The organism is Bacillus cereus group sp. MYBK95-2 (assembly GCF_051915225.1).
In the GTDB taxonomy this organism is placed as follows: Bacteria; Bacillota; Bacilli; order Bacillales; family Bacillaceae_G; genus Bacillus_A; species Bacillus_A cereus.
In genome coordinates, this window is the sequence record NZ_JBQAEH010000001.1 from 934,299 (window position 1) to 956,057 (window position 21,759).

The following is a 21,759-nucleotide window of genomic DNA, read 5'->3' on the forward strand; positions in this document are numbered from 1 at the left end:
AAGAATTTAATTTACAAGGGGGATTATATATGTTTAAAAAAATGGCCGCAGATGTATTAGGACTAAGCGATGTAGGTTCTGTTATTACACCTAAAGACTATGATAAGGTCGATGCCGATGATTATGTAATGCATGAAGATGGAGAGAAAATTTACTTTCTAATTAAATCGAAATCAGATGAATATTGCTTCACAAACAAAGGGTTAATTCACTTAGACGGTACAAGCGCAACAAGTAAAAAACGTACACTACGCCGCTTTCGTTATAGTAAATATCAAATTAAAAACGTAGCACTCGAAACTGCAGGAACGATTGATTTAGATGTAGAAATTAAGTTTCAAATGGGCGATGAACATTACTCAATTGATGTTCATAAAAAACATATTGAAGAATTAAAAGATTTATATAAGGCTTTACTTAAAATCGAAGAAATTTCATACGACAACGATATTACATTACAATATGCACATAAAAGTTTAGATATGGCATCTAATGCCTTTAGCCGCATTTCAAACGCACAAGTAAATTTAGCAGAGCAATTTAAAGAAATGAACGAGATTGCCTTTAACTGGCTTGTTGATACGAAGAAACAATATAATGTGAAAGATTATGGTTTTGTATTTGAGAAGTTTATTAATAACTAAACAGAAAACCTTGTTATCAAAAGATAACAAGGTTTTTGTAGCGTACCAGGAGAAATTCGAGCTCCCGCTTCGTCTTTAACCAAAATATATAAACGCTAGTATAATTCGTTTATTGAATCGTTCATTGTTTCGGTTAACTGACCATTTGTTAAAATTCTGCCTTATTATATACCTTATCGTCAAGATGAAGCTTTTCCCTATTATAATGTCTCTATTTCTAAATCTACTTCTAATTCTAGAGCTTCGTCACATGCTTTAAATAACATTTCAAACATGTCTTTACCACCACTTGTGTAAAAGTAGTTAGATAGATCTGTTATATTTGTTGAAGATTTATCTCTCCATGGTAGTTGCTTAGATAAATCTTCAATGTCCCACACTACTTCTGATGGTGAGAATAGTTTTAATTTTTCACGAGCTTCTTTCGCTTCCTCCATCGCCTTTAGGATATTTTGAAGTGTTAACCTTCCATCTTTATAAAGTATTTTATAAGAAGATTATATTATGTCTGTTTATTTCACTGTGCCCAATATTTGAAATTACTAACAGGGAGAATGAATGCAATTAGTTACATAATTGAAAATAAAATTTTTACACAAATGTTGAGAAATATTGAAATTCAATTTCCATCAAATTCTATTCTTGCTATCATTATTTATAAGAATATTCAAAAAGGGGTGGGATTTCATGGACGTTCTAATAAAGGGGAATGAACAAATTTCAAAACTACTTAACAGATGGTATCAAGAAATACGTTCACGTAATATAGATAATGCCCATTTTTTAAAAGAAGAAATTAATTCGATCATTCACACTAACGAAGCAGACCCAAAATTGTTACTCTACTATTACCTTTTAGATTTCGGTTATAAATATTTAGTGGATAATTTAAGTATTTCAAAAAATAGCTTTGATAAAATTGAATCTTTTAATATTCCCACAGATAACTTTTTATCTTACTACTACCATTTTTATAAGGCTATTCATTCTAACGCAATCGGTAATTATAGCCTTGCTAAAGAACATTATGATAAAGCAGAAATTTTACTTAAACACATTCCTGATGAACTTGAAAAAGCAGAATTTCATTATAACTTAGCAACATATCATTATCATATTTATCAAGCACTTTTAGCCATTAAGCACAGTACAAAAGCTAGGGACATATTTTCTAAACATGAAAGCTATGAATTAAAAACAGCCTATTGCGATAATTTATTAGGATTAGCTTGTACGCATTTAAGAGAATTTGAACTAGCTGAAGAATACTTTGTTACTGCAATGAACACATTCCAAAAGCAAAAAAATGAGAAAGCAATCTTACTAGTTCGCCATAATTTAGGCTTAATGTATGCGAGTCAAAACCTCTCTATTTCGGCAATTCGATACCTTTCAGAAGTTGTCGAAAAGAAACCTCATAATTATAAAGCTATTTTTGTTAAAGCCAAGGAACACGTCAAGCTAGATGAAGAAGAAATTGCATCTCAACTCATTGAAAAAGGTTTAACTATCTGCAATGAATTAGGAAATCAAGAATATCAATACCGCTTTACAATTCTAAGAAAAATTAATAAAAAAGTTACTGCCGAAAAATTAGAACAAGCTGTGCTAGCAGGAATGAACTACTTTAAAAACGAAAGATTATGGGAGTATGTCCAAGAATACGCGGAAGCAGTCGCAATCCAATTTCATAACGAAGGAAACTTTGAACAAGGAAGTAAATATTTCTATTTAAGTTATGAAGCTAAAAAAGAAATTTTTAAAAAGGAGGCGTTAAAGTGAAGAAAGTATTATTAGGAATGCTATTGATTACACTTGTAACAATAGGCACACATACCTCAGTTAACACTCAAACAACTATTAATATTATACAAAGTTTAGCTGATGGTGATACAGGTTGATTTATTAAAAACATAGGACGCTTACCTATTCTTAGGACAGCGTTCTTTTTTATCTAACTTTAACTTTGAAAGGGTTGAACAACGAAAATGTTTGGTACATCGAAGGAGCTTTAATTATTAGTGTTATTCTATTAGTTGTACTATATTTTCTGTTTTTGTTTTCTCTGCATAAAAACAAGAAGTTTAATATTATTCTTAAAGTTTTAATTTCCCTTCAAATCATAAGTAGTGTAATTATTTTTTCCTATCTCATTACTATTTAAATTTTTAGGAAATGGAATTATGAGATGATACCTTCCATAGTACTTCTTATTTTAATTTTGCCATGTATACAACCCCCAATGAATAACCTAACAAGAAATAAGAAACCTTCACAATATATTATTACTATAGTAGCCGAAGAAAAATTAGAAACTTTAATCCACGGTTACACAATTGATGAAAAACGAACGGTTTGTTTTGTAGAAGGCATAAAATCCGATGAGGTTTTTTATGTATGTGATTTTTCATCAAAGGTTTTTTTGAAGCATACAAAAAAATCTGAAGAACATGTGACTGCTAATCCAGCAACATCTGCCAACAACACCCCCAATTGTTAGACATAACTAACAATTGGGGGTGTATTTTTTATTTAACGCACAATTATCTCGAGCGCTTTACCGATTGTTAGGTTGAACGTATAACGATTTTCTGCGGTCTCTTTCTTTCGCTGATCACTTTTCAATCTATCCCCCAAAATATTCGATAAGTTCTCACTAATCGTTAAAGAATCACATTTTTTGACAAAAAAAGCCCCCTAACTCGTTAGCGACCGCACATTGTACGATTCAACTTACGAATTAGAGAGCTTATATATTGCGGACTTTGAAGTCACCGCAAAAGGTTTTGTTAGCGTCTCAGGAGAGATTCGAACTCCCGCTCCGCCCATTTCCGTACTATTTTATATATTTTGATCGCAGTCTTAATATATCTTCTCCTTCGCGAATGCCTGCCGATCCCTTCCTCACATTTTTTACGACAGTCCAATTCGGGTTAGTTTCATCACCGATGTTCTGTACTGTAAAATTGCCATCACCATATTTTCGGTGGCCTTCTGCCAATTTCTCCGTTAAATCATTCTCATTTGATCTCGCCATCTTTGCGCCATCTCCCTTTTTTATACGACCTTCTTAAACCATCTAACCAATCACAGGTCCAGTCAATTGGAGATTCTCATTTTCCGCTTCTATTAATTGTAACACACTGCCGGGGATAAGTTCCGATAACTGCTGCTCAACCGTACTAGAATGGTAAAGAATTTTATAATATTGCAAGTAAACAATTAAGAGAATCTGGATATGGATTTGAGTTCCATCATAAACCTATTAATTCTTTAAATTAAATAAGATGAATAGGGCGCATAAATGGCGCTCTTTTTATTTAAGAAAAAAAGTACATATGCAACTGCTTAATATCAAAGGAAAGGTCGCAAATATTAAGCATGAACTACACTTATAACCCAAACATCAAATTTTAGACAAACAAAAAACCTTGTTATCTTTTGATAACAAGGTTTTTTTAGCGTCCCAGGAGAGATTCGAACTCCCGACCGTACGCTTAGAAGGCGTATGCTCTATCCGGCTGAGCTACTGGGACATGGAGCGGGTGAAGAGAATCGAACTCTCGACCAGAGCTTGGAAGGCTCTTGTTTTACCACTAAACTACACCCGCATATGTTATTTTCTTTTCTTCGTTAGCGCCGTTGCCCTATCGACAATATTTATTATATGTATAACCACACATAAAGTCAACACCTTTTTTAAAAGAGGATAAATTTTCTTATCCTCTTTTAAAAACTGCCTGTTCAACTAGTTGTCCGTCTAACGTTTCAAAACGAACTTCCATTTGATTTTCATCCATTTCTAATAAAGCAAATGTCTTTTCTACACGCTGACGTGGTAATAAAATACTGCCTGGATTAATAAATAAAACGCCCTCGATTAATTCCGCACCTAATACGTGAGAATGTCCGAAGCATGCAACTTGCGCTCCCACTTCTTCAGCATGGTACGCTAGCGTTTGTAATGTCATTTTTACATTATGTCGATGCCCATGTACAACTAAGAAGCGAATTCCATCTACATCAGTTACAATTTCATCTTGAAAGTTAGCATAATCACAATTTCCTTTTACAACATGGAAACCTTGCAGCTCTTCATGAGCAGGCGTTAGCTCTGAATCACCGCAATGAATCATGATATCTACTTTCCCTTCATACTTCTCTTTTAACTGCTGTAATTCCTTCACAGAGCTATGACTATCGCTTACGATTAAAGCTTTCATCAATCTCTCTCCCTTATTCTCCTAAAAACCATTCAGGGATTTTTTCTTCTAGCTTACGAAGAGCACGTCCGCGGTGACTAATAGCATTTTTTTCATCTGAACTTAATTCCGCCATTGCTTTTTTGTATTCTTCCACATAAAAGATCGGATCGTATCCAAAGCCATTTTCTCCGCGGCGTTGTTCTAAAATAAATCCTTCACATGTCCCGTTTACAATGACAGGCTTTTTATCACCTTCAGGGAAAGCTACTGCTAATGCACAGTAGAAGCGAGCTTTACGCTTATCAAACGGTATTTCATTTAATTCTTGTAAAACTTTATCAATATTCGCTTGATCATCTTTTGGCTCTCCAGCAAAACGAGCTGAATACACGCCTGGTTTCCCGTTTAACGCATCTACAATAAGACCTGAATCATCCGCAATTACAATTGCATTCAACTGTCTACTCAAACTATCCGCTTTTAAGATCGCATTTTCTTCAAATGTTTCACCAGTTTCTTCGACTTCTTCAATATGAGGAAAATCGTGTAATGATTTCACTTCTAAATCAAATCGCTCAAATAACTCAGCAAATTCACGTACTTTCCCCATATTTTTTGTCGCTACAACAACTTGTTTCATACTTTCCACCTCTACTCTATATGAGATACGATGTCACCTAACGCTTCTTTTTGCATATCAATCAGTTGGAAAATGCCTTGTTCTGCTGCATCAAGTAATTCATTTAACTGCGCTCTACTAAACGTCGCTTCTTCTCCAGTTCCTTGCACTTCAACAAACTGACCTTTTCCAGTCATAATTACATTCATATCAACGTCTGCTTTAGAATCTTCTGCATAGTTTAAATCTAAAACAACACCTTGCTCTTCAACAATTCCTACTGACGTTGCTGCTAAATAATCTTTTACTGGAATTTTAGATACTTTTTCTGCTTGTAATAACTTCTCAAACGCTAATACCATCGCTACGTATGCACCTGTAATAGAAGCTGTTCTCGTTCCACCATCTGCTTGGATGACATCACAGTCAATCCAAACTGTTCTCTCGCCAAGCGCTTCTAAATCAACTACCGCACGTAATGCTCGTCCAATTAAGCGCTGGATTTCCATTGTACGCCCTGTTACTTTCCCTTTGCTTGACTCCCTAATCGTACGTTGTTCTGTTGCACGCGGAATCATCGCGTATTCAGCTGTTACCCATCCTTTTCCTTCTCCACGCATAAACGGTGGTACACGCTCTTCAATTGTTGCTGAGCAAATCACCTTTGTATCCCCAACTTCAATTAATACAGATCCCTCTGGATGTTTTAAATAATTCGTATGAATATGTATATGGCGTAATTCTGTTTTCTCTCTACCATCTACTCGCATAAAAATAACCTCCTCTTAATTACTACTCGTTAGTATAGCCAAATTTAAATGTATGATATGTATACAATAAAAGAAGGAGAACCCAAAAAGCAATTCTCCTTTCTTACTTAAGTATATCAAATTATTCAAGATTAAAAACTACCTGTATTCACGTTTTCTGGACGATCTACAGGTTTTATTAACTTTCCGCCCTTTTCATCTATAAGATTTGCTTTTCCATTCACTTCAATAGAAATATTTTTCACACCTTTCTTTTCTGTTAAAGATAAAACTAACGACTTCAATACGTAATTTGAGATCATATTTTTATCTGGGTTTACAAATATATTTTCATTAAAGTTTAATGTAAGATTTCCGTCTTGTAATTTCGGATTCGTAATAAGCTTAACGCCTGGATTAAAATCATTCAGGAGCGATTGATGGATCGGACCTTTTACAAGTTCATCTATAATTGCTGCATAGTCATTTTCTTTACCTTCCGCAACGCGGCGTGTGACTGGTACGTAGTATTGCTGTTTATTATTATTTTGCGCCATAAAATACAGTGTGACTGGTTTTGTATTTGTTACATCTGCTACTTGTTCATCATCGAAGTTAATACCATTTGCACGGCTCACTCCTTCACCAAGCGGTGTACCACCAACCGGCATCTTTGCCAATTTCTCACCATTTATTTGGAACTGCACTTGTTTTATCTCTGTAAATTGCGTCAACGTCCAAGCTATAGATTCAACGATTTGACGCTCTTCTTCTTTCGCATAGTTTTTCATTTCTTTAGAGAAATCAATAACTGCCGTTCCGTCCTTTTTCAAATCTAAAGTCATCGTTGTATTCGCCGGAATGACTGCACGAAACCCATTCGGTAATAAATTCGTTACCGGTCCATCTTTCACAAGGTATTCTAACGTTTGCTTCACAGTCTCATTTGCTTTCGGAGTAGGTATAGCTAACGTTTGTGGTACAACATAACCATTTTTATCAACAAGGTATAGTTCTCTGTTTACCATTTGCCCTTGCTTATCTTTTTTAGCTACTTCTTTCTTCCCACCCTCTGTATACGTAACTTGTTTTGGCGGATCAATTTGTTCAGTTGCTTTCTCTTGATTTATAAAGCCACACCCTGTTAGTAAAACAGCGCTCACAGTAGCACCAACAACCCATTTAAAAGTGGATTTAGGCATGCCATTCCCCCCTAAAATCTAAGTTTGTACTATTATGTATACGAGCTGTTTCATGTTTTAGAACAAGCTGCGCCTCTTATAAATTGAAACTTTAATCAGTAGGGGTCTTACTCCCCAGCAAATAGCAAGATAAAACAAAAACTCCTGATTTCTCAGGAGCTCACTTATATAAATTCTACTATTATTCTTTTTCTAAATGAATATGCTTCACATTTTCAATCGGTTGACCGAACCATTTTGATGCAATTTCTTTAAACAAGCCTATTTTTCCTGTTGTTAAGAAGAGATGATCGCTTTGTTCTTCTCCTTCATTCAACATTTTACTATGATATAAGATTGTACTTACTTCACGTGCTGTTTCATCACCAGAACTAATTAGTTGCACTTTATCTCCCATTACTTTTTTAATAACAGGTCCTAAAATCGGATAATGTGTACACCCTAATATAAGTGTATCAATATCGGTACTTTTCAGTGGTTGCAGCGTTTCTCTTACAACTTCATACGCCATTTCACTTTCGAAATTCCCACTCTCTACAAGTTCAACGAAAGGTGGACAAGCTAAACTTTCTACCATAACACGGTTATTAATAGACTTTAACGCCTCTTCGTATGCACCACTTTTCACCGTTCCAATCGTTCCAATAATCCCAACGTGATACGTGTTTGTCACTTTTAAAGCTGTACGTGATCCTGGGTGAATAACTCCTACTACTGGAATTGGTAATTGTTTTTGCATCTCTTCTAATACAACTGCAGTTGCTGTATTACACGCAATAACTAACATTTTAATATTTAAGTCTAGTAAATGCTCTGTCATTTCCCACGTAAATTGACGTACTTCTTCTCGAGAACGTGGACCATAAGGACAACGTGCTGTATCTCCTAAATATATGATACGCTCTTTCGGCAACTGACGAATTAATTCCTTCGCTACTGTTAAACCGCCAACTCCTGAATCGATAACACCGATTGCTCTATTCAACTTCATCACCCGTTTTCTCATTCATCATCTTTTATGTTTATCATTATATTTTACACACTTTAAGTTCGCTCACTTCAAATGCTTCTGTATGAAAATTTTCATTTTCCCATGTATAGACTAGGACCTTTTTTATTTTGCTCCTTTTTTTCGTAATTTGCAAGATAGAAAAATAACCGACCTTCTATAAGAAAGTCGGTTTCTTCTATATAAAGTGCATATTCATTGCTCCATCTTTTTTTGAAAAGAAGACATTCCCATCAATAAGAAGAAATGAGCAGCAATTAAAATGACGATCAAAATAAAATTTAATCGATAACTATTTGTAGATTCCATAATTTTGCTCGCTACAGCTGGTCCAAATGCCATACCGAAAAAGTTAATTAAATTATATAAACCAAGACCGACTCCAACTTTAGCTGGATTTAATGTTTTCGGGATAAATGTGTTTAATGATACTTGAATTGCCGAATAACTCATAAATGTTAAAATAACCGCAAATAAAATAAAGAGTAAGTTCCCGTCCGGAATAATCCCTAAAATTAAAAAGCCAATGATCATAACTACAGAAGCTACATACATCATCTTCACATTCCCAAACGAAGGAATAATCTTTCCGGTAATAAAACTAGATACAATACCAAAGAGAGATGCAATAAACAATACAATTCCAATAACGAATGGAGACAATCCATGTCCTCTTCCTAACAGTAATGGTAATAATAATAAACTAGCACATAACGCCACATTAATGATAAATCCGACCGCTATTAAACGAAGTAATGGTTTATTTGTAAATAACTCAATATCAATAAACGGCGACTCTGTTCTCTTCATATGAGCCTTAAATAAAAATAGAAAAACAACAGATAACACAAAAAGCCAACTATTAATATTAACTCCTAATAAAATGGTCGTAATTAATACAAATAATAAAACTGCTCCAATGAAATCAAAGCGAAACACTTCATCTGTATGTCGCGCCTCTTCTGGCATAAATTTTACGAGTAAGAAAATACCAATCATTGAAATAACCATAAATAAAAATAAATACGGCCACCCTAACGTATTTGTAATTGCCCCACCTACTAAAGGTCCAATACCAACCGCTAATGCAATAGAAGAACTAATCATTGCTAACGCACCTGGTTTTTTAGCTGGAGCAACTAATTTCGCCACCGCAATCATACTAAGCGCAATAAACGCTGCTCCCCCGCTCGCCTGCACTAACCTTGCGAAAATGATAATTTCATAAGATTGATTCATAAATCCAACAATAGAACCAGCTACAAATATGATAATAGAAATAATTAATAGTCTTTTTACACTGTAACGATCAGCCAGCTTTCCATATATTATCGAACCAATACCGACAACTAAGGAATACCCTACTACAACCCAGCTTACTTTCGATTGACTAATTGATAAATCATTGGCAATATCCTCTAGCGCTACATTAAATAACACAGCGTTCATCGGTCCTAACAAAACAATAAAACATAATGTAAAAACAAACCATTTCGAATGGTTTCTTATATCTTTCCCCATGTGTAACACTCTCCTGATTGCAATTTTAAAACTATCAAACTATAGATAAAAAAATGAACTTATTTAAATGTTGTATCACCACTAAACAACTTCATTAAATGTGTAAAAGTTGCTAATTTATCGCGCGATAAAGTGAAACTTTAATCAGTGAGGTTTGTGTTCATCCCCCACTGATTATTAGCCCTCACCAATCGGGCTTTTACGGGCAGTTGATCTCCCACCTAACTTCTTTGCTTCCGCTGAATTTTGAGATGGAGGTCTTACTGCCCGTTAATGCGGGGTAAATTGAATTCGAAACGAAACACGTATGTTGTTCGATATTCATGGAACTATCATAGTTTCAGCATTACAGTTTGTCAACGAAAAATATACAAAGTAAACTAATTAAGCCTTTTTAGTTTACTTTGTTCAAAAGTTATTATACACTAATTTCGAAGCCGATATAAGGAGGACTGGCATGATTATTCAAATTTACATTTTTTAACTTAATAAAATGAAACGCATACAGAACTTTTATATAGAAGAGACATTATAGGAGGATTATGATGAAGAGAAAAATGTTAGTTGTATTAACAAGCGTAGAAAAATACCCAAATTTAAATAGGGCTACCGGACTTTGGCTTGGTGAAGCTGTACATTTCGTAAAAAAAGTAGAAGAAGCGGGTTACGAAGTTGATTACGTCAGTCCACAAGGCGGTTATACACCAATTGATCCACATAGTTTAGCAATGGCGGAGAGTATCGATTGGGAATGGTATCAAAAGAAAGAGTTTATGAATCGCCTCGGTTCTACAATGAAACCAAGTGAAGTGAATCCAGAAGACTACGCTGTTATTTATTACGCAGGTGGCCACGGGGTTATTTGGGACTTCCCAGAAAATAAAGAACTTCAAAATATTAGCCGCAATATTTATGAAAACGGTGGAATTGTTTCTTCGGTTTGTCATGGAGCTGCTGGTCTATTTCATATTACATTAAGCAATGGGGATCGTTTAATTAGCGGTAAGAAGGTAACAGGCTTTTCAAATGAAGAAGAAAAATTAGCTGAATTAGATCAATTCGTTCCATTTTTAACAGAAGATGAACTCATTAAAAATGGAGGACTTTACGAAAAAGCCGCGCAACCGTGGGAAGCTTATGCTCTAGAAGATAATCGTGTTATCACTGGTCAAAACCCAGCTTCAGGTGGTCTAGTAGCCGAATTAGTATTAAAACAGTTGCAAAAATAATATGTACTAAAAAAGCAGATTCTCCTCTATTAAGGGAGATCTGCTTTTTTACGAAATCATTTGCAAAATAGCAATAACTTCTTTTTCAATTTCAGAATCATCAATTGCTTCTATATACTCTGGTTTAAAAAGTTGATACTTCTTTAATTGATAAAAATCAAGTATCGCTTTCTTTAACGTAATATCGTACTGAATACAAAAAGAATGATCTATAATACGTCTTAACATCACATCATCTTGTACCATAAATAATTGTGCATTCATTTTATTAAAATAACCTTGTTCCATACCCGCTTCAAAAAACATTTGCAAATTATGGTTACGATTTTGTTGGGCAGCGACTAATTGATCCGACAAATGCGGATATGCTTCTTTCAAATCTTGCAAAAAAACATCCGAAATATATGTCACACATTTTAAAGAATGGATAAACGTCTTTTGGAAACGTTCTGTAAATGACATACTTTCATCTTGATTATCCGCATCACCTTCGAGTAGATAGTTCATGAAATCCTCTACTACCGCCTCAATAATTTCATCTTTCGAAGAAAAACGTTTATATAAAGTAGCTTTACTAATATCCATATATTTCGCAATTTCATCTATTTTCAATTGGCTAAAACTTGTCTTTCTAATAATGGGCTTTATTTTATTAATATAAGTATTTGCACATGCGACTTTTCTCATTTAAAAGAGCCTCCCCTTTTGTCCATACAAAATAGTATAGCAAATTCACGAATGATTATAAATGAAGTTATTATACTCACTATGCCTTTTTAGTTTATTACATTTTCATATACTATACATAAAAAACTATAATCAATTATTACCAACTGGACGGTTACAAACCAATTTCGAGGCGGGAATTTTAGAATACAGTGAAACTTTAATCAGTGGGGGGGGCGTTCATCCCCACTGATTATTAGCTCTCACCAATCGGGGGTCCTACTGCCCGGCAAATAGAGGGATAAAAATACCCACTACCTTTGTTAGTAGCGGGTACTTTTTCTATAATTTATTTACAGCCCTTTTTATAGCCTTACCTATTTCCACGCTAGACTGTGGATTTTGTCCTGTAATTAAATGACCATCTACTACTACATGCGGCGTAAAATTGGGGGCTACATAAAACAAAGCTCCTTCTTCTTTCAACTTACTTTCTAGCAAAAACGGAACGCGCTTTTCTAAATGTACAGCTCTTTCTTCATCGTTTGTATAACCTGTTATACGCTTACCCGCAACAAAAAACGAGCCATCCTTATTTTTCACACCGACTAAAGAGCTTACTCCGTGACAAACAGCCGCTACAATCCGGTTATTGTTATACATATTCTCAATCAAATTTGCTACATATGGATTACCTGGAAAATCTACAATCGCCCCGTGCCCACCACCAAATAAAACCGCATCATAATCCGAAAAATGAACATTTGAAATCGGCTTCGTATTTTGCAATAAAGAAGCTACATGCTTGAATTCGCGAGGTATACCATTCGGAATAGACACTCTATCTATAGGTACTCTCCCGCCTTTTATTGACACAATATCAACATCAAACTTAGCCTTTTTTAATACATGATAAGGAGCTGCGAGCTCTTCAAGCCACAAACCAGTCGGGTGTCCATTCATATCATGAGCACTTGTTGAAACTAACAGTATCCTTTTCAACATATCCCCTCCTTATTACCTATTTATGTATGAAACGTTTTTATCATTCATATAGCAAGTGAAGCAAACAAAAAAATAGCCGACTTTTATATAAAAGTCGGCTGCTTTCTTATAATTCGAGCTCTCCCATACGAAGAAGCTCCACAACTGCTTGTGAACGTCCTTTAACCCCTAGCTTTTGCATTGCGTTTGAGATGTGGTTGCGAACTGTCTTTTCACTTATAAAAAGTTCACCTGCAATTTCCTTCGTTGTTTTATCTTGAACCAGCAATTCAAATACTTCTCTCTCTCTCTTTGTGAGTAAAGGTTTAGATTGATACGCTTTTTCCTTCAACTGGTATAACCCTCCTTGCTTAAGCCAGAGCTGTGTATGTGTAAGTTGGGTGTTTATTTAGTCAAGATATTGTATGAACGAAATGTGCAGGTGGTGAATGAAAATGGGCTTTATTTCCTATGTTATTTTAGACTTTTATACAGTGCGTACACTCTTTTTGTCCACTTACTTTCCAACGCGCCATATTTGTTCTAGCAATATACTTACAACCGTACCTACAAATAAGCCATTACCGAATATATATTGCATAACAGACGGCAAGGATTGGAGGGCTCCAGACGGTAAAAACATAACGCCGCTGCCAAATAATACTGCAACGCCTAAAATCGTTACATTCCTTTCACTCATCGGCACTTGTTTTATATTATTAAATCCAATTCCAATTAACTGTACGAACGAAGCCATTAAAACAGCCGATGCGACAGCTGATGGTAAAGATGCTAAGTAACGAATAATACTTGGAAAAAGAGACATTACGACTAGTAACGCACATGCCATTAAGAACGATCGGATATATTTTTGTTTTGTTAAACGTATAAATCCTGCCGTTGCTGGTAACGGAACGACACCTACAGTTGAAAATACAGAAGAGATGATATGCGAAATCCCCCCAACCCATGTTCCATCTTTCAACTGTTTTTGTTCAATAGTCGCTTTATGAATAGTTGCTTGATTAATTGCTATAATAGCTGCCACCGTATTCGAAACTAAAATACATACCATAACAAAACTTGATACAGCCATACCTGTATTCCATTTTGGAAGTCCCCAAGCAAATATATGTGGAAGTTGCACAAAATGAGTTACTTGAGATGGGATTGTCACTTTTCCTGCAATGAGAAAAATAATCCACCCACTAATTAATCCTATTAAAACTGCATAACTTTTGACAAAGCCTTTTCCAAAATTAGATAGTATAATAACGAACAGAAATATACTAAACGCGATCATTGCTGTAAATCCGTCGATTTGAGAAATAGTAGCTGTAATTCCTAACATTCCTTTTAAAAATACACCACTTAATTGTAAACATAATAAAAGTAAAAACGTCCCTGTCACAAGCGGCGTAAATAAAAATAAAATACGTCCTATAAAACCAGTTACTCCTAATCCTATTAAAATAATACCGGAGATTATCATTCCTAATTCTAAAATTTGCAGTGTACTATGTAATTGATCTTGTCCGGCCGTTGCATAAGCAAGTACGGTAAATACACCAACCCAAGATCCAGCCGGCCCATCCGCAATTGGTAGTCTATGCCCAAGCCATCCTTGTAAAAAAGAAGATATACCAACTACAAAAAACGTACGCTGCATTAAATAAAATATTTCTTCCGTCGTAAGATGAAATAATCCGCCAACGACAATTGGTAGTGCGATTGAATTTGCTAATAAAAATATAAACCATTGCAAAGTTCCCATAATATGATTTTGGTTATGTTGATTGTCCAATTTTTTCATCCCTTCTAGCTTTCCTATAAAAATATATTGTAAGAATAAAAAAGAAGAGTTCTATACTCACCATTAGAACCCTCCTCAAAATATTTAAACGATTCTTCTACACAAGATTATTTAATTCCACCTCATTTAAACTTCCAACAACAATATTTCCTTTATACACGACTAAACGTTTTTCTGTTTGACGCGCTACTGCTTCAGCAGCGCATGTCGCATTCGTCAAAACAAAGCTCGCTTCATCCCCTACATTCGGCCATACTCGCTTCCCTTCCTTATTTAACGTTTCTTTTCCTCCTGTAATAAAGCGGAGTGCTTTTCCTAAAGACCTTTCGTCACTCCACCCAAAACGCTCTGCTAATCGATTCGCCTTTTGAAGCATATCACCTGTTCCAAACGGTGACCAATGATCTGTAATGCTATCATTTCCTAATGAAACCTTAACACCTTTTTTATCTAATAACGGAATTGGGATTACTTGTTTACCAATTGGCACTGTTGAAGTAATATCAATATTTACATTTGCGAGTCTTTCTGCCACTTCTTCAGCCTCTTTATCAGTAACACCACCAAGTCCAAGTGCATGACTAATCGTTACACGGCCTTGCCATCCTGCTTCTTCTGTTAAACTTGCCAATCTCTTCATCGTAAACGTTCCAAGATTATTCGCATCGTGCAAATGAATATCAACATCCGCATTAAATTCGACTGCGATATCCATAATTGTATGTAATGACTTTTCAATGTCATTATCCACTGTAGCTGGATCTACTCCTCCGACTAGATGAGCACCCATACGCATCGCATCTTTCACGAGTTGCACAGAATTACTGCGCAATAATCCATGTTGCGGAAACGCAACAATTCTACTAGATACTCGATTTTTATATGTTTCTAATGCCGCTAACGTCGCCTCCAAATTACTAAGCCCAATAATTGGATCAACATTACAATGCGTTCTAATATTCGTTGCACCATTTTGCAGTAGTAACTCTAGCATATTTTCCGCTCTATTTTGAGCAGTCGCTAATTGCTTTGGTAAAATTTTTTCTTCTTCATTAAAACGTGTAAAAATACTTTCTGCTGGCATACAAGCTTTCCATGGGCCACTATAATATGTTTTATCAATGTGAATGTGCATCTCTTTGAAAGCTGGCAACATTAATAAGTTCTTAGCATCAAAAGTTACTATATCTTCCTCTTGAACAATCCCTTTTATAATTTTTTTAATTCGACCATCTTCAATAAGTAAACTGCATAATTCTGTTTCTGTTTGTGAAATTCTCTCTTCTTCATATGTATATCCTGATTCAAGCATTACGTTAGTCAACCAATATACTGTCATCTCTATTTCCCCACCCTTTATTAAAAATCACCTCATAACTACAAGTTTAATATCCACTGAAAATTAAGACAATTAATACGATCGCTTCTCACAAAAAAATGTAATACAACCCCATAGTCTTCTCATAAATTTCCATATAGAATAAAAGTATGCAGTTTGATATAAAAAGGAGTTGATTGGAATATGTCAAAAAGGTTATGTAAATCCGAAACTGATAAAATGCTATTTGGTATATGTGGTGGTTTAGGAGAATATTTTGATATTAGCTCTACTCTTATTCGTATCATTTGGGTTATTGCTGTTTTATGTTTTGGGACAGGATTTTTAGTTTATTTCATTTGTTTATTACTTATGCCACGTTCGTACTAATGGCATCATTTCACATACTTAAGAAGAGCAAATCACCTATAGAATCCTATAGGTGATTTTTTCATGAAGAATATTTCATCGTTAAATGTAATACCGCCACTTCTTCTTCTTCATTTTTATAAATATGCTTCTTATTCGCTTCAAATTGAATGGAATCAAACTCATTTAATTCGTATACATCATTCTCCACTTGAATAGACACTTTCCCTTTCATTACCGTTACAAGCTCAATCGCACCTTCATGATGAGCTTCTGGCTCATATATACTATTTGATCGTAAACAAGCACGGTGCATTTCCATCCCTGTTTCTTTCGTATAACGGAACATCGTTTCTAAATGCCACGCTTGTCCTTCATCTACTGCAAATCCTTCTCCACAGCGCGCAACAGCTACAGGTTCTCCAGCAACCATTAATCTGGATAAAGGAATTGATAACCCTTTCGTTATTTTCCAAATGACAGCTAGTGTCGGATTTGTTTCCCCTCTTTCTATCTTTCCTAATGTTAATTTACTAACTCCTGTTTTATGGGCTAATTCTTCTAAACTTAATTTCTGTTCATTTCGAATTTGTCTCAATAACTGTCCAACTTGTTGAATGACTTCTTTCGTTTGCATATCTTCATTTTCTTTCATATATAAAACCACCTTAAAGTATAAAATAGTTTACTTTTAACAATTAAAAGTATATCATACTATACATAATTATTTATTTTCGAAAGGAGTGCTATACTTCATGCGCGCAATTTTATTAGGTCTTTTATCATCGGCCTTTTTTTCTGCAACCTTTATTATTAATAGAGCAATGAATGTATCTGGAACGAGCTGGGCTTGGACAGCTTCCTTCCGTTTTTTATTTGCTCTTCCTATTTTATTCCTTATCGTTTTATTTCGCAAAAACTTTAGGGGATTATGGGAAGAGTTAAAAAAACATCCATTGGCATGGATCGGATGGGGTTCTGTTGCCGGTATTGGTTTTTATTCTTTATTAAGTTTCTCAGCTGTCTTTTCTCCAGCTTGGCTCGTTGCTGGAACTTGGCAAGTTACGATTTTAGCTGGTTTACTACTATCACCACTATTTTTCGTGAAAATAGAAACAAAATCAGGTACGAAACTTGTACGCGGAAAAATTCCACTTCGTAGCTTATATGTTGCATTATTTATTTTACTTGGTGTAATTTGTATGCAAGCAACTGCCGCAGGCCATATTACAATGACTCAGTTCATTTCAGGTTTTTTACCTGTCGTATTAGCCGCTTTCTTATATCCGTTCGGTAACCGAAAAATGATGGAGCTTGTTGGTGGACGCCTTGATACGTTCCAACGTGTATTAGGAATGGCAATTGGAAGTCTTCCTATAACAATCTTGCTTGGTATATACGGATTTTCTACTACTGGCATTCCAACATCCAACCAAATGCTTCAAGGATTTTTGTTAGCATTATGTTCCGGCGTTATTGCAACGATGACATTTTTCTTTGCTACTGACTTAGCAAAAGATAACCTCGCTCTACTTGGAGCTGTTGAAGCAACACAAGCTGGAACGATGGTCTTTACCGTACTTGGAGAAATCATTTTCTTAAATGGTTCACTCCCTGGAGGACTTTCTCTCATCGGAATGATTATTATCATGTTAGGAATGGTTGCAAATAGTATTTTAAACCGTTCTGTTCCAGTCGTTAAACAGAAAAAATCGGCATAAAAAAAGGGTATGGTTCTATAGAGATGAACCATACTCTTTTTTATTGTCCCCCTATTTCGCCTTATCAGAATAGTATTTCATTGGCTGTTTATACTAAAACTTATGTTATAATACGTTTCATGCGCATTAATAGGAGGTAAATTATGTTAAAAAAAGCAATCGCTGAATTTATTGGTACATTTGTACTTGTATTATTCGGAACTGGAGTAGCTGTCACTGGCGGCGGAATTGAAGGAATTGGAACATTAGGAATCGCTATGGCTTTCGGCTTATCTATTGTAGCTATGGCATATAGCATCGGAACAATTTCTGGATGTCACATTAACCCAGCAGTATCAGTAGCTATGTTCATCAACAAACGAATGAACGCTATGGAACTTTGTTATTATGTATTAGCTCAAATTTTAGGTGGTTTATTAGGAACTGCAACGTTAGTAACAATTTTAAAATCTGCTAAAACACCTTTAGATAATTTAGGACAAAATGGTTTCGGAACTCTTGGTTTATCTGGAGCATTTTTAGTTGAGTTCATTTTAACTTTCGTATTTATTTTAGTTATCGTTGCTGTAACAGGTAAAAAAGGAAGTTCTTCTTTAGCTGGACTAGTAATTGGTTTCACATTAGTTTTAATTCACTTATTAGGAATTCCGTTAACTGGAACATCTGTTAACCCAGCTCGTAGTATCGCACCAGCTTTATTTGTTGGTGGAGAAGCACTTTCTCAACTATGGGTATTCATCGTAGCACCAATTCTTGGTGGTATCTTCGCAGCTATCGTAGGTAAATTCATTTTAAATACTGAAAAATAGAATTTTCAATATTTCTGAATAAAAAAATGCGAGCCCTCATTATGAGGAAGCTCGCTTTTTTTATTCTTTCATTTTAGACTTTAAATTTGTAACTAATTGATCTACCGTTACATTTGCAAGTACGTTTTCCATCGCTTCTTGCGCTTGCATTAAAATAATTTCTAATACTGATTGAATATTAGCTCCTACTGGACATTCAATGTTGGGATTTTCATGGAAGGAAAATAGTTGTCCTTCTTCTACAACTTCCACTGCTTTATATACATCAAGTAATGTAATTTCTTCTAAATCTCGAGCAAGTGTCGTACCACCTTTACCAGCTTGTACATCAACAAGTCCTGCTCTCTTCAACATTCCTGTAATGCGACGAATCACAACTGGATTTGTATTCACACTACCGGCAATCCATTCAGAGGTACAGCGAGAGTTTCGATCTATCGCAAGTAATGTCAGCATATGAACACCTACTGTAAAACGACTACTAATCCCCATCTGCACACCCTCCTTTTTATTCATTCTATTAAAAGACGACTCTTATTATTATATACTATTTTTAATTTATACATAAAGAAAAAGCATGATTTCAATAGGAAATCATGCTTTTCTCTCATTATTGACGCTTTATAAATTTCGCTAAATCTTTAAATTTCACTTTATCTGAGTAATTCATTACGCCGTTTACGTAAATGCGGCTTGTAACAGCATTTAATACTGCAATTGTCGCCAATAAGACTGCTAATGTTATCGTAATTTCTAGCATACCTGCTTCACCAGCTACAATACGTGAGAAGGTAACCATCGGTGTAAAAAATGGAACGTAAGAACTTACAACAACGATAGTACTATTCGGATCACTTAATGATTTAATACTAATAAAGAATGCAGCCATAATTAAAATCATTACCGGGAAAGATACAGCTTGTAAATCCTCCGTCTTAGATACGACAGCTCCAGCAGCAGCATACATCATCGCATAAAGTAAATATCCCGTAATGAAATAAACAAGAAACATGCTGATAACTTTTGCATCTAATTTCGTAAAGTCAATTGGAATACCAAATAGTGAGGCACTTTCTAAATCGACCCAACCTAACAAATATGGAATAAGATAACCACACGCCAATACGACAAGTTGCAATAACGCCGTTGAAACAACCGCTAAAATTTTCGCATACATCATCGTAAGAGGCTTCACTTTCGGAAGCATTACTTCCATTACACGTGACGCCTTTTCAGATGCAATATTCATTGCGATTGTATTTCCGAACGCTACAATAAACATATATAAAGCAAATGTAAAGAAATAGGCAATTCCGAAAGAAGATGTACGATCTTTTATCGCTTCTTGCTTTACTTGAATTTCTGTTTGTAATTGCTGTGCAATTTCTGGTGAAACATTATTTTTGGCAATCGTCACCATCGTATATTGTTGCTTTAAATATCCTGCCATAATTGCAGAAGTTGCTTGGCTTGGAAATCCATTATACATATATGTAATCGATGGAGCCCCACCCTTTTCCGTCACATGGAATAGACCATCTAAATCGCCTTCTTCTACTTGCTTATGCAGTTTATCAAAATCATCCTTTGAACCAATTGTTATTTTTGCTGATGGCAATAGCTTATTTAGCTCATCTTTTTGTACTTTATATGTGGAACTCTCTACTACAACTGCAATTTTATCTTTATCCTTATTTTTATCATCGCCTGAAGTAAAATGATTAAATGCAAAAATCCCAAACACAACTAAAAATAAAATCGCACTCGTAATTAATGATTTCTTAGATAAAAACGCTTCCCTAAAATAAAATGAAAATACGTGAGAAAATTTACGCATCGTTATTTCGCCCTCTCTACAAAGATTTCGTTTAACGTCGGCTCTAACATTTTGAATTGTCGTAAGCTAACACCTTGCTCTTGCAACTGTTGCAAAATCTTGAGAGCTTCCGCATCGTCTTGTACTTTCACATAAAGAAGGCCTTGTTGTTTTTCATACGATACATGTATAGCTTCTAATCCCTTTTCATTCTCTACTGTATCTTCAATCGTTAAATTACGGAAACCGTATTCTTTCTTAATATCACTTAGCTGTCCTTTTACGACTGCTTCACCTTTTTTCAAAATACATACATGTTGGCAAAAAGCCTCTACTTGTTCCATACGATGACTTGATAAAATAATCGTCTTTCCGCTCTGTACTTGTTCTTCAATAATACTAGCTAACATCCCAGCATTAACTGGATCAAGGCCGCTGAATGGTTCATCTAAAATGAGAAGTTCCGGATTATGAAGAAGAGCAGCAATTAATTGGATTTTTTGCTGATTCCCTTTTGAAAGCTCTCCAGCCGTTTTAAATTTATATTCTGGTATCGCTAAACGCTCTAACCAGTGATCAATAGCGTGATCCACTTCTTTCTTCGACATTCCTTCTAATCTACCAAAATATCGCAGCTGATCTATTACTCTACTTTTTGTATATAAACCTCTTTCTTCTGGTAAATACCCAATTGTTACACCACTATTTCCAAATGCTTTTCCATCCCATGTAATCGAACCTTCATTAGGCGTTAATAATCCGAGAAGCATTTTGATTGTTGTTGTTTTCCCTGCACCATTTCGTCCAAGTAACCCTAGTACTTCACCTTTTGGTAACGAAATTTGCAAACCGTTAACTGCTTTTGATTCCCCAAATTGTTTCGTTAAGTTTTGAATTTGTAAACTCAAGTATAAAGCCTCCCCTTTAGTATCATTCGTACTCTCTTTCAAAGACTATGTTTATTCAAGACAAAATATAGCACCACGCTTCATCCTCTTATATGTAAACATCGTCATGAATCCATCATTTGTTCTATTTAGTTAAAATTGTAAATAACAAAGTTCTTTTTGTCAATTATAATTGTC

General features: G+C 35.0%; 25 protein-coding genes, 2 tRNA genes and 1 pseudogene. 9 read left to right on the top strand and 19 right to left on the bottom strand.

Features of this window, described 5'->3' with window-relative positions:
- Positions 1-29: 29 nt before the first annotated feature.
- Entirely contained in the window at positions 30-644 is a 615-nt protein-coding gene (locus ACTFN4_RS04810) for a PH domain-containing protein (RefSeq protein ID WP_000473863.1), read from the top strand.
- Positions 645-844: 200 nt separating this feature from the next.
- Here the strand turns inward: ACTFN4_RS04810 and ACTFN4_RS04815 are convergent, their stop codons facing one another.
- Positions 845-1,129, bottom strand: a complete 285-nt coding sequence (locus ACTFN4_RS04815; RefSeq protein ID WP_427250953.1) for an Imm70 family immunity protein — start codon at positions 1,127-1,129, stop codon at positions 845-847.
- Between the two features lie 202 nt (positions 1,130-1,331).
- Between ACTFN4_RS04815 and ACTFN4_RS04820 the strand changes: the two genes are divergently transcribed.
- The 3 genes from ACTFN4_RS04820 (at position 1,332) to ACTFN4_RS04830 (ending at position 3,144) form a co-directional block, all read left to right on the top strand.
- Positions 1,332-2,426 carry a tetratricopeptide repeat protein gene (locus tag ACTFN4_RS04820; protein WP_439962103.1) on the top strand — a complete coding sequence of 365 codons (1,095 nt, stop codon included), beginning with the start codon at positions 1,332-1,334 and terminating at the stop codon, positions 2,424-2,426.
- On the top strand, positions 2,423-2,545 hold the full coding sequence (locus ACTFN4_RS04825; protein ID WP_000756803.1) for a hypothetical protein: 123 nt from the start codon (positions 2,423-2,425) through the stop codon (positions 2,543-2,545). Before ACTFN4_RS04820 ends, ACTFN4_RS04825 begins: the two co-directional genes overlap by 4 nt.
- 341 nt (positions 2,546-2,886) lie before the next feature.
- On the top strand, positions 2,887-3,144 hold the full coding sequence (locus ACTFN4_RS04830; protein WP_134207591.1) for a hypothetical protein: 258 nt from the start codon (positions 2,887-2,889) through the stop codon (positions 3,142-3,144).
- 336 nt (positions 3,145-3,480) lie between these two features.
- Here the strand turns inward: ACTFN4_RS04830 and ACTFN4_RS04835 are convergent, their stop codons facing one another.
- On the bottom strand, positions 3,481-3,681 hold the full coding sequence (locus ACTFN4_RS04835) for a hypothetical protein (protein WP_000124460.1): 201 nt from the start codon (positions 3,679-3,681) through the stop codon (positions 3,481-3,483).
- Between the two features lie 152 nt (positions 3,682-3,833).
- Here ACTFN4_RS04835 and ACTFN4_RS04840 point away from each other — a divergent pair.
- Positions 3,834-3,926 (top strand): annotated as a pseudogene (locus ACTFN4_RS04840) (DUF6572 domain-containing protein); the annotation flags it as partial.
- A 180-nt stretch (positions 3,927-4,106) separates the two neighbouring features.
- Here ACTFN4_RS04840 and ACTFN4_RS04845 read toward each other — a convergent pair.
- The 8 genes from ACTFN4_RS04845 to ACTFN4_RS04880 form a co-directional block, all read right to left on the bottom strand.
- Positions 4,107-4,180, bottom strand: a tRNA-Arg gene (locus ACTFN4_RS04845).
- Between the two features lies 1 nt (position 4,181).
- A tRNA-Gly gene (locus ACTFN4_RS04850) sits at positions 4,182-4,255 on the bottom strand.
- Between the two features lie 108 nt (positions 4,256-4,363).
- Positions 4,364-4,867 carry a metallophosphoesterase gene (locus tag ACTFN4_RS04855; RefSeq protein WP_000645488.1) on the bottom strand — a complete coding sequence of 168 codons (504 nt, stop codon included), beginning with the start codon at positions 4,865-4,867 and terminating at the stop codon, positions 4,364-4,366.
- A gap of 13 nt (positions 4,868-4,880) precedes the next feature.
- Positions 4,881-5,489, bottom strand: coding sequence for an XTP/dITP diphosphatase (locus tag ACTFN4_RS04860; RefSeq protein WP_000815939.1), 609 nt, complete (start codon positions 5,487-5,489; stop codon positions 4,881-4,883).
- Positions 5,490-5,500: 11 nt separating this feature from the next.
- The gene (gene rph / locus ACTFN4_RS04865) at positions 5,501-6,238 is read right to left on the bottom strand and encodes a ribonuclease PH (RefSeq protein WP_001261765.1); all 738 of its coding nucleotides are present in this window, start codon (positions 6,236-6,238) and stop codon (positions 5,501-5,503) included.
- Between the two features lie 131 nt (positions 6,239-6,369).
- Entirely contained in the window at positions 6,370-7,419 is a 1,050-nt protein-coding gene (gene gerM / locus ACTFN4_RS04870; RefSeq protein ID WP_001126746.1) for a spore germination protein GerM, read from the bottom strand.
- A 181-nt stretch (positions 7,420-7,600) separates the two neighbouring features.
- Positions 7,601-8,410, bottom strand: coding sequence for a glutamate racemase (racE, locus tag ACTFN4_RS04875; protein ID WP_000774005.1), 810 nt, complete (start codon positions 8,408-8,410; stop codon positions 7,601-7,603).
- A 213-nt stretch (positions 8,411-8,623) separates the two neighbouring features.
- The gene (locus ACTFN4_RS04880) at positions 8,624-9,949 is read right to left on the bottom strand and encodes an MFS transporter (RefSeq protein WP_000513854.1); all 1,326 of its coding nucleotides are present in this window, start codon (positions 9,947-9,949) and stop codon (positions 8,624-8,626) included.
- A 545-nt stretch (positions 9,950-10,494) separates the two neighbouring features.
- Between ACTFN4_RS04880 and ACTFN4_RS04885 the strand changes: the two genes are divergently transcribed.
- Positions 10,495-11,178 (top strand): type 1 glutamine amidotransferase domain-containing protein, encoded by a 684-nt coding sequence (locus ACTFN4_RS04885; protein WP_000823847.1) that lies wholly within the window; start codon positions 10,495-10,497, stop codon positions 11,176-11,178.
- A 48-nt stretch (positions 11,179-11,226) separates the two neighbouring features.
- Here ACTFN4_RS04885 and ACTFN4_RS04890 read toward each other — a convergent pair whose 3' ends face one another.
- From ACTFN4_RS04890 to ACTFN4_RS04910, 5 genes are all read right to left on the bottom strand, one after another.
- Positions 11,227-11,865 carry a TetR/AcrR family transcriptional regulator gene (locus ACTFN4_RS04890; protein ID WP_001233006.1) on the bottom strand — a complete coding sequence of 213 codons (639 nt, stop codon included), beginning with the start codon at positions 11,863-11,865 and terminating at the stop codon, positions 11,227-11,229.
- Between the two features lie 321 nt (positions 11,866-12,186).
- Positions 12,187-12,849 (bottom strand): type 1 glutamine amidotransferase domain-containing protein, encoded by a 663-nt coding sequence (locus ACTFN4_RS04895; protein ID WP_000919607.1) that lies wholly within the window; start codon positions 12,847-12,849, stop codon positions 12,187-12,189.
- Between the two features lie 106 nt (positions 12,850-12,955).
- Positions 12,956-13,180: a spore germination transcription factor GerE gene (gerE, locus tag ACTFN4_RS04900; RefSeq protein WP_000659484.1), complete on the bottom strand. Its 225-nt coding sequence runs from the start codon at positions 13,178-13,180 to the stop codon at positions 12,956-12,958.
- A gap of 165 nt (positions 13,181-13,345) precedes the next feature.
- On the bottom strand, positions 13,346-14,641 hold the full coding sequence (locus ACTFN4_RS04905) for a purine/pyrimidine permease (RefSeq protein ID WP_000732140.1): 1,296 nt from the start codon (positions 14,639-14,641) through the stop codon (positions 13,346-13,348).
- Positions 14,642-14,738: 97 nt separating this feature from the next.
- Positions 14,739-15,980: an amidohydrolase family protein gene (locus ACTFN4_RS04910; protein WP_098583789.1), complete on the bottom strand. Its 1,242-nt coding sequence runs from the start codon at positions 15,978-15,980 to the stop codon at positions 14,739-14,741.
- A gap of 183 nt (positions 15,981-16,163) precedes the next feature.
- Between ACTFN4_RS04910 and ACTFN4_RS04915 the strand changes: the two genes are divergently transcribed.
- Complete coding sequence (locus ACTFN4_RS04915) at positions 16,164-16,349, top strand: PspC domain-containing protein (RefSeq protein ID WP_000044334.1); 186 nt, start codon at positions 16,164-16,166, stop codon at positions 16,347-16,349.
- 61 nt (positions 16,350-16,410) lie between these two features.
- Here the strand turns inward: ACTFN4_RS04915 and ACTFN4_RS04920 are convergent, their stop codons facing one another.
- Positions 16,411-16,983 (bottom strand): helix-turn-helix domain-containing protein, encoded by a 573-nt coding sequence (locus ACTFN4_RS04920; RefSeq protein WP_000661920.1) that lies wholly within the window; start codon positions 16,981-16,983, stop codon positions 16,411-16,413.
- Positions 16,984-17,083: 100 nt separating this feature from the next.
- On the opposite strand from ACTFN4_RS04920, the gene ACTFN4_RS04925 reads away from it, so the two are divergent.
- Together ACTFN4_RS04925 and ACTFN4_RS04930 are read left to right on the top strand one after the other, a co-directional pair.
- Positions 17,084-18,049 carry a DMT family transporter gene (locus tag ACTFN4_RS04925; RefSeq protein WP_001201636.1) on the top strand — a complete coding sequence of 322 codons (966 nt, stop codon included), beginning with the start codon at positions 17,084-17,086 and terminating at the stop codon, positions 18,047-18,049.
- 143 nt (positions 18,050-18,192) lie between these two features.
- Positions 18,193-18,858 carry an aquaporin gene (locus ACTFN4_RS04930; protein WP_000913213.1) on the top strand — a complete coding sequence of 222 codons (666 nt, stop codon included), beginning with the start codon at positions 18,193-18,195 and terminating at the stop codon, positions 18,856-18,858.
- 60 nt (positions 18,859-18,918) lie between these two features.
- Here ACTFN4_RS04930 and ACTFN4_RS04935 read toward each other — a convergent pair whose 3' ends face one another.
- The 3 genes from ACTFN4_RS04935 to ACTFN4_RS04945 form a co-directional block, all read right to left on the bottom strand.
- A complete protein-coding gene (locus ACTFN4_RS04935; RefSeq protein WP_000512998.1) occupies positions 18,919-19,350 on the bottom strand; it encodes an Rrf2 family transcriptional regulator in 432 nt (143 codons plus the stop codon).
- Positions 19,351-19,468: 118 nt separating this feature from the next.
- Positions 19,469-20,695 carry an ABC transporter permease gene (locus tag ACTFN4_RS04940; protein WP_001224982.1) on the bottom strand — a complete coding sequence of 409 codons (1,227 nt, stop codon included), beginning with the start codon at positions 20,693-20,695 and terminating at the stop codon, positions 19,469-19,471.
- Positions 20,696-20,697: 2 nt separating this feature from the next.
- Positions 20,698-21,582 (bottom strand): ABC transporter ATP-binding protein, encoded by an 885-nt coding sequence (locus ACTFN4_RS04945; RefSeq protein WP_000058117.1) that lies wholly within the window; start codon positions 21,580-21,582, stop codon positions 20,698-20,700.
- Positions 21,583-21,759: the final 177 nt, after the last annotated feature.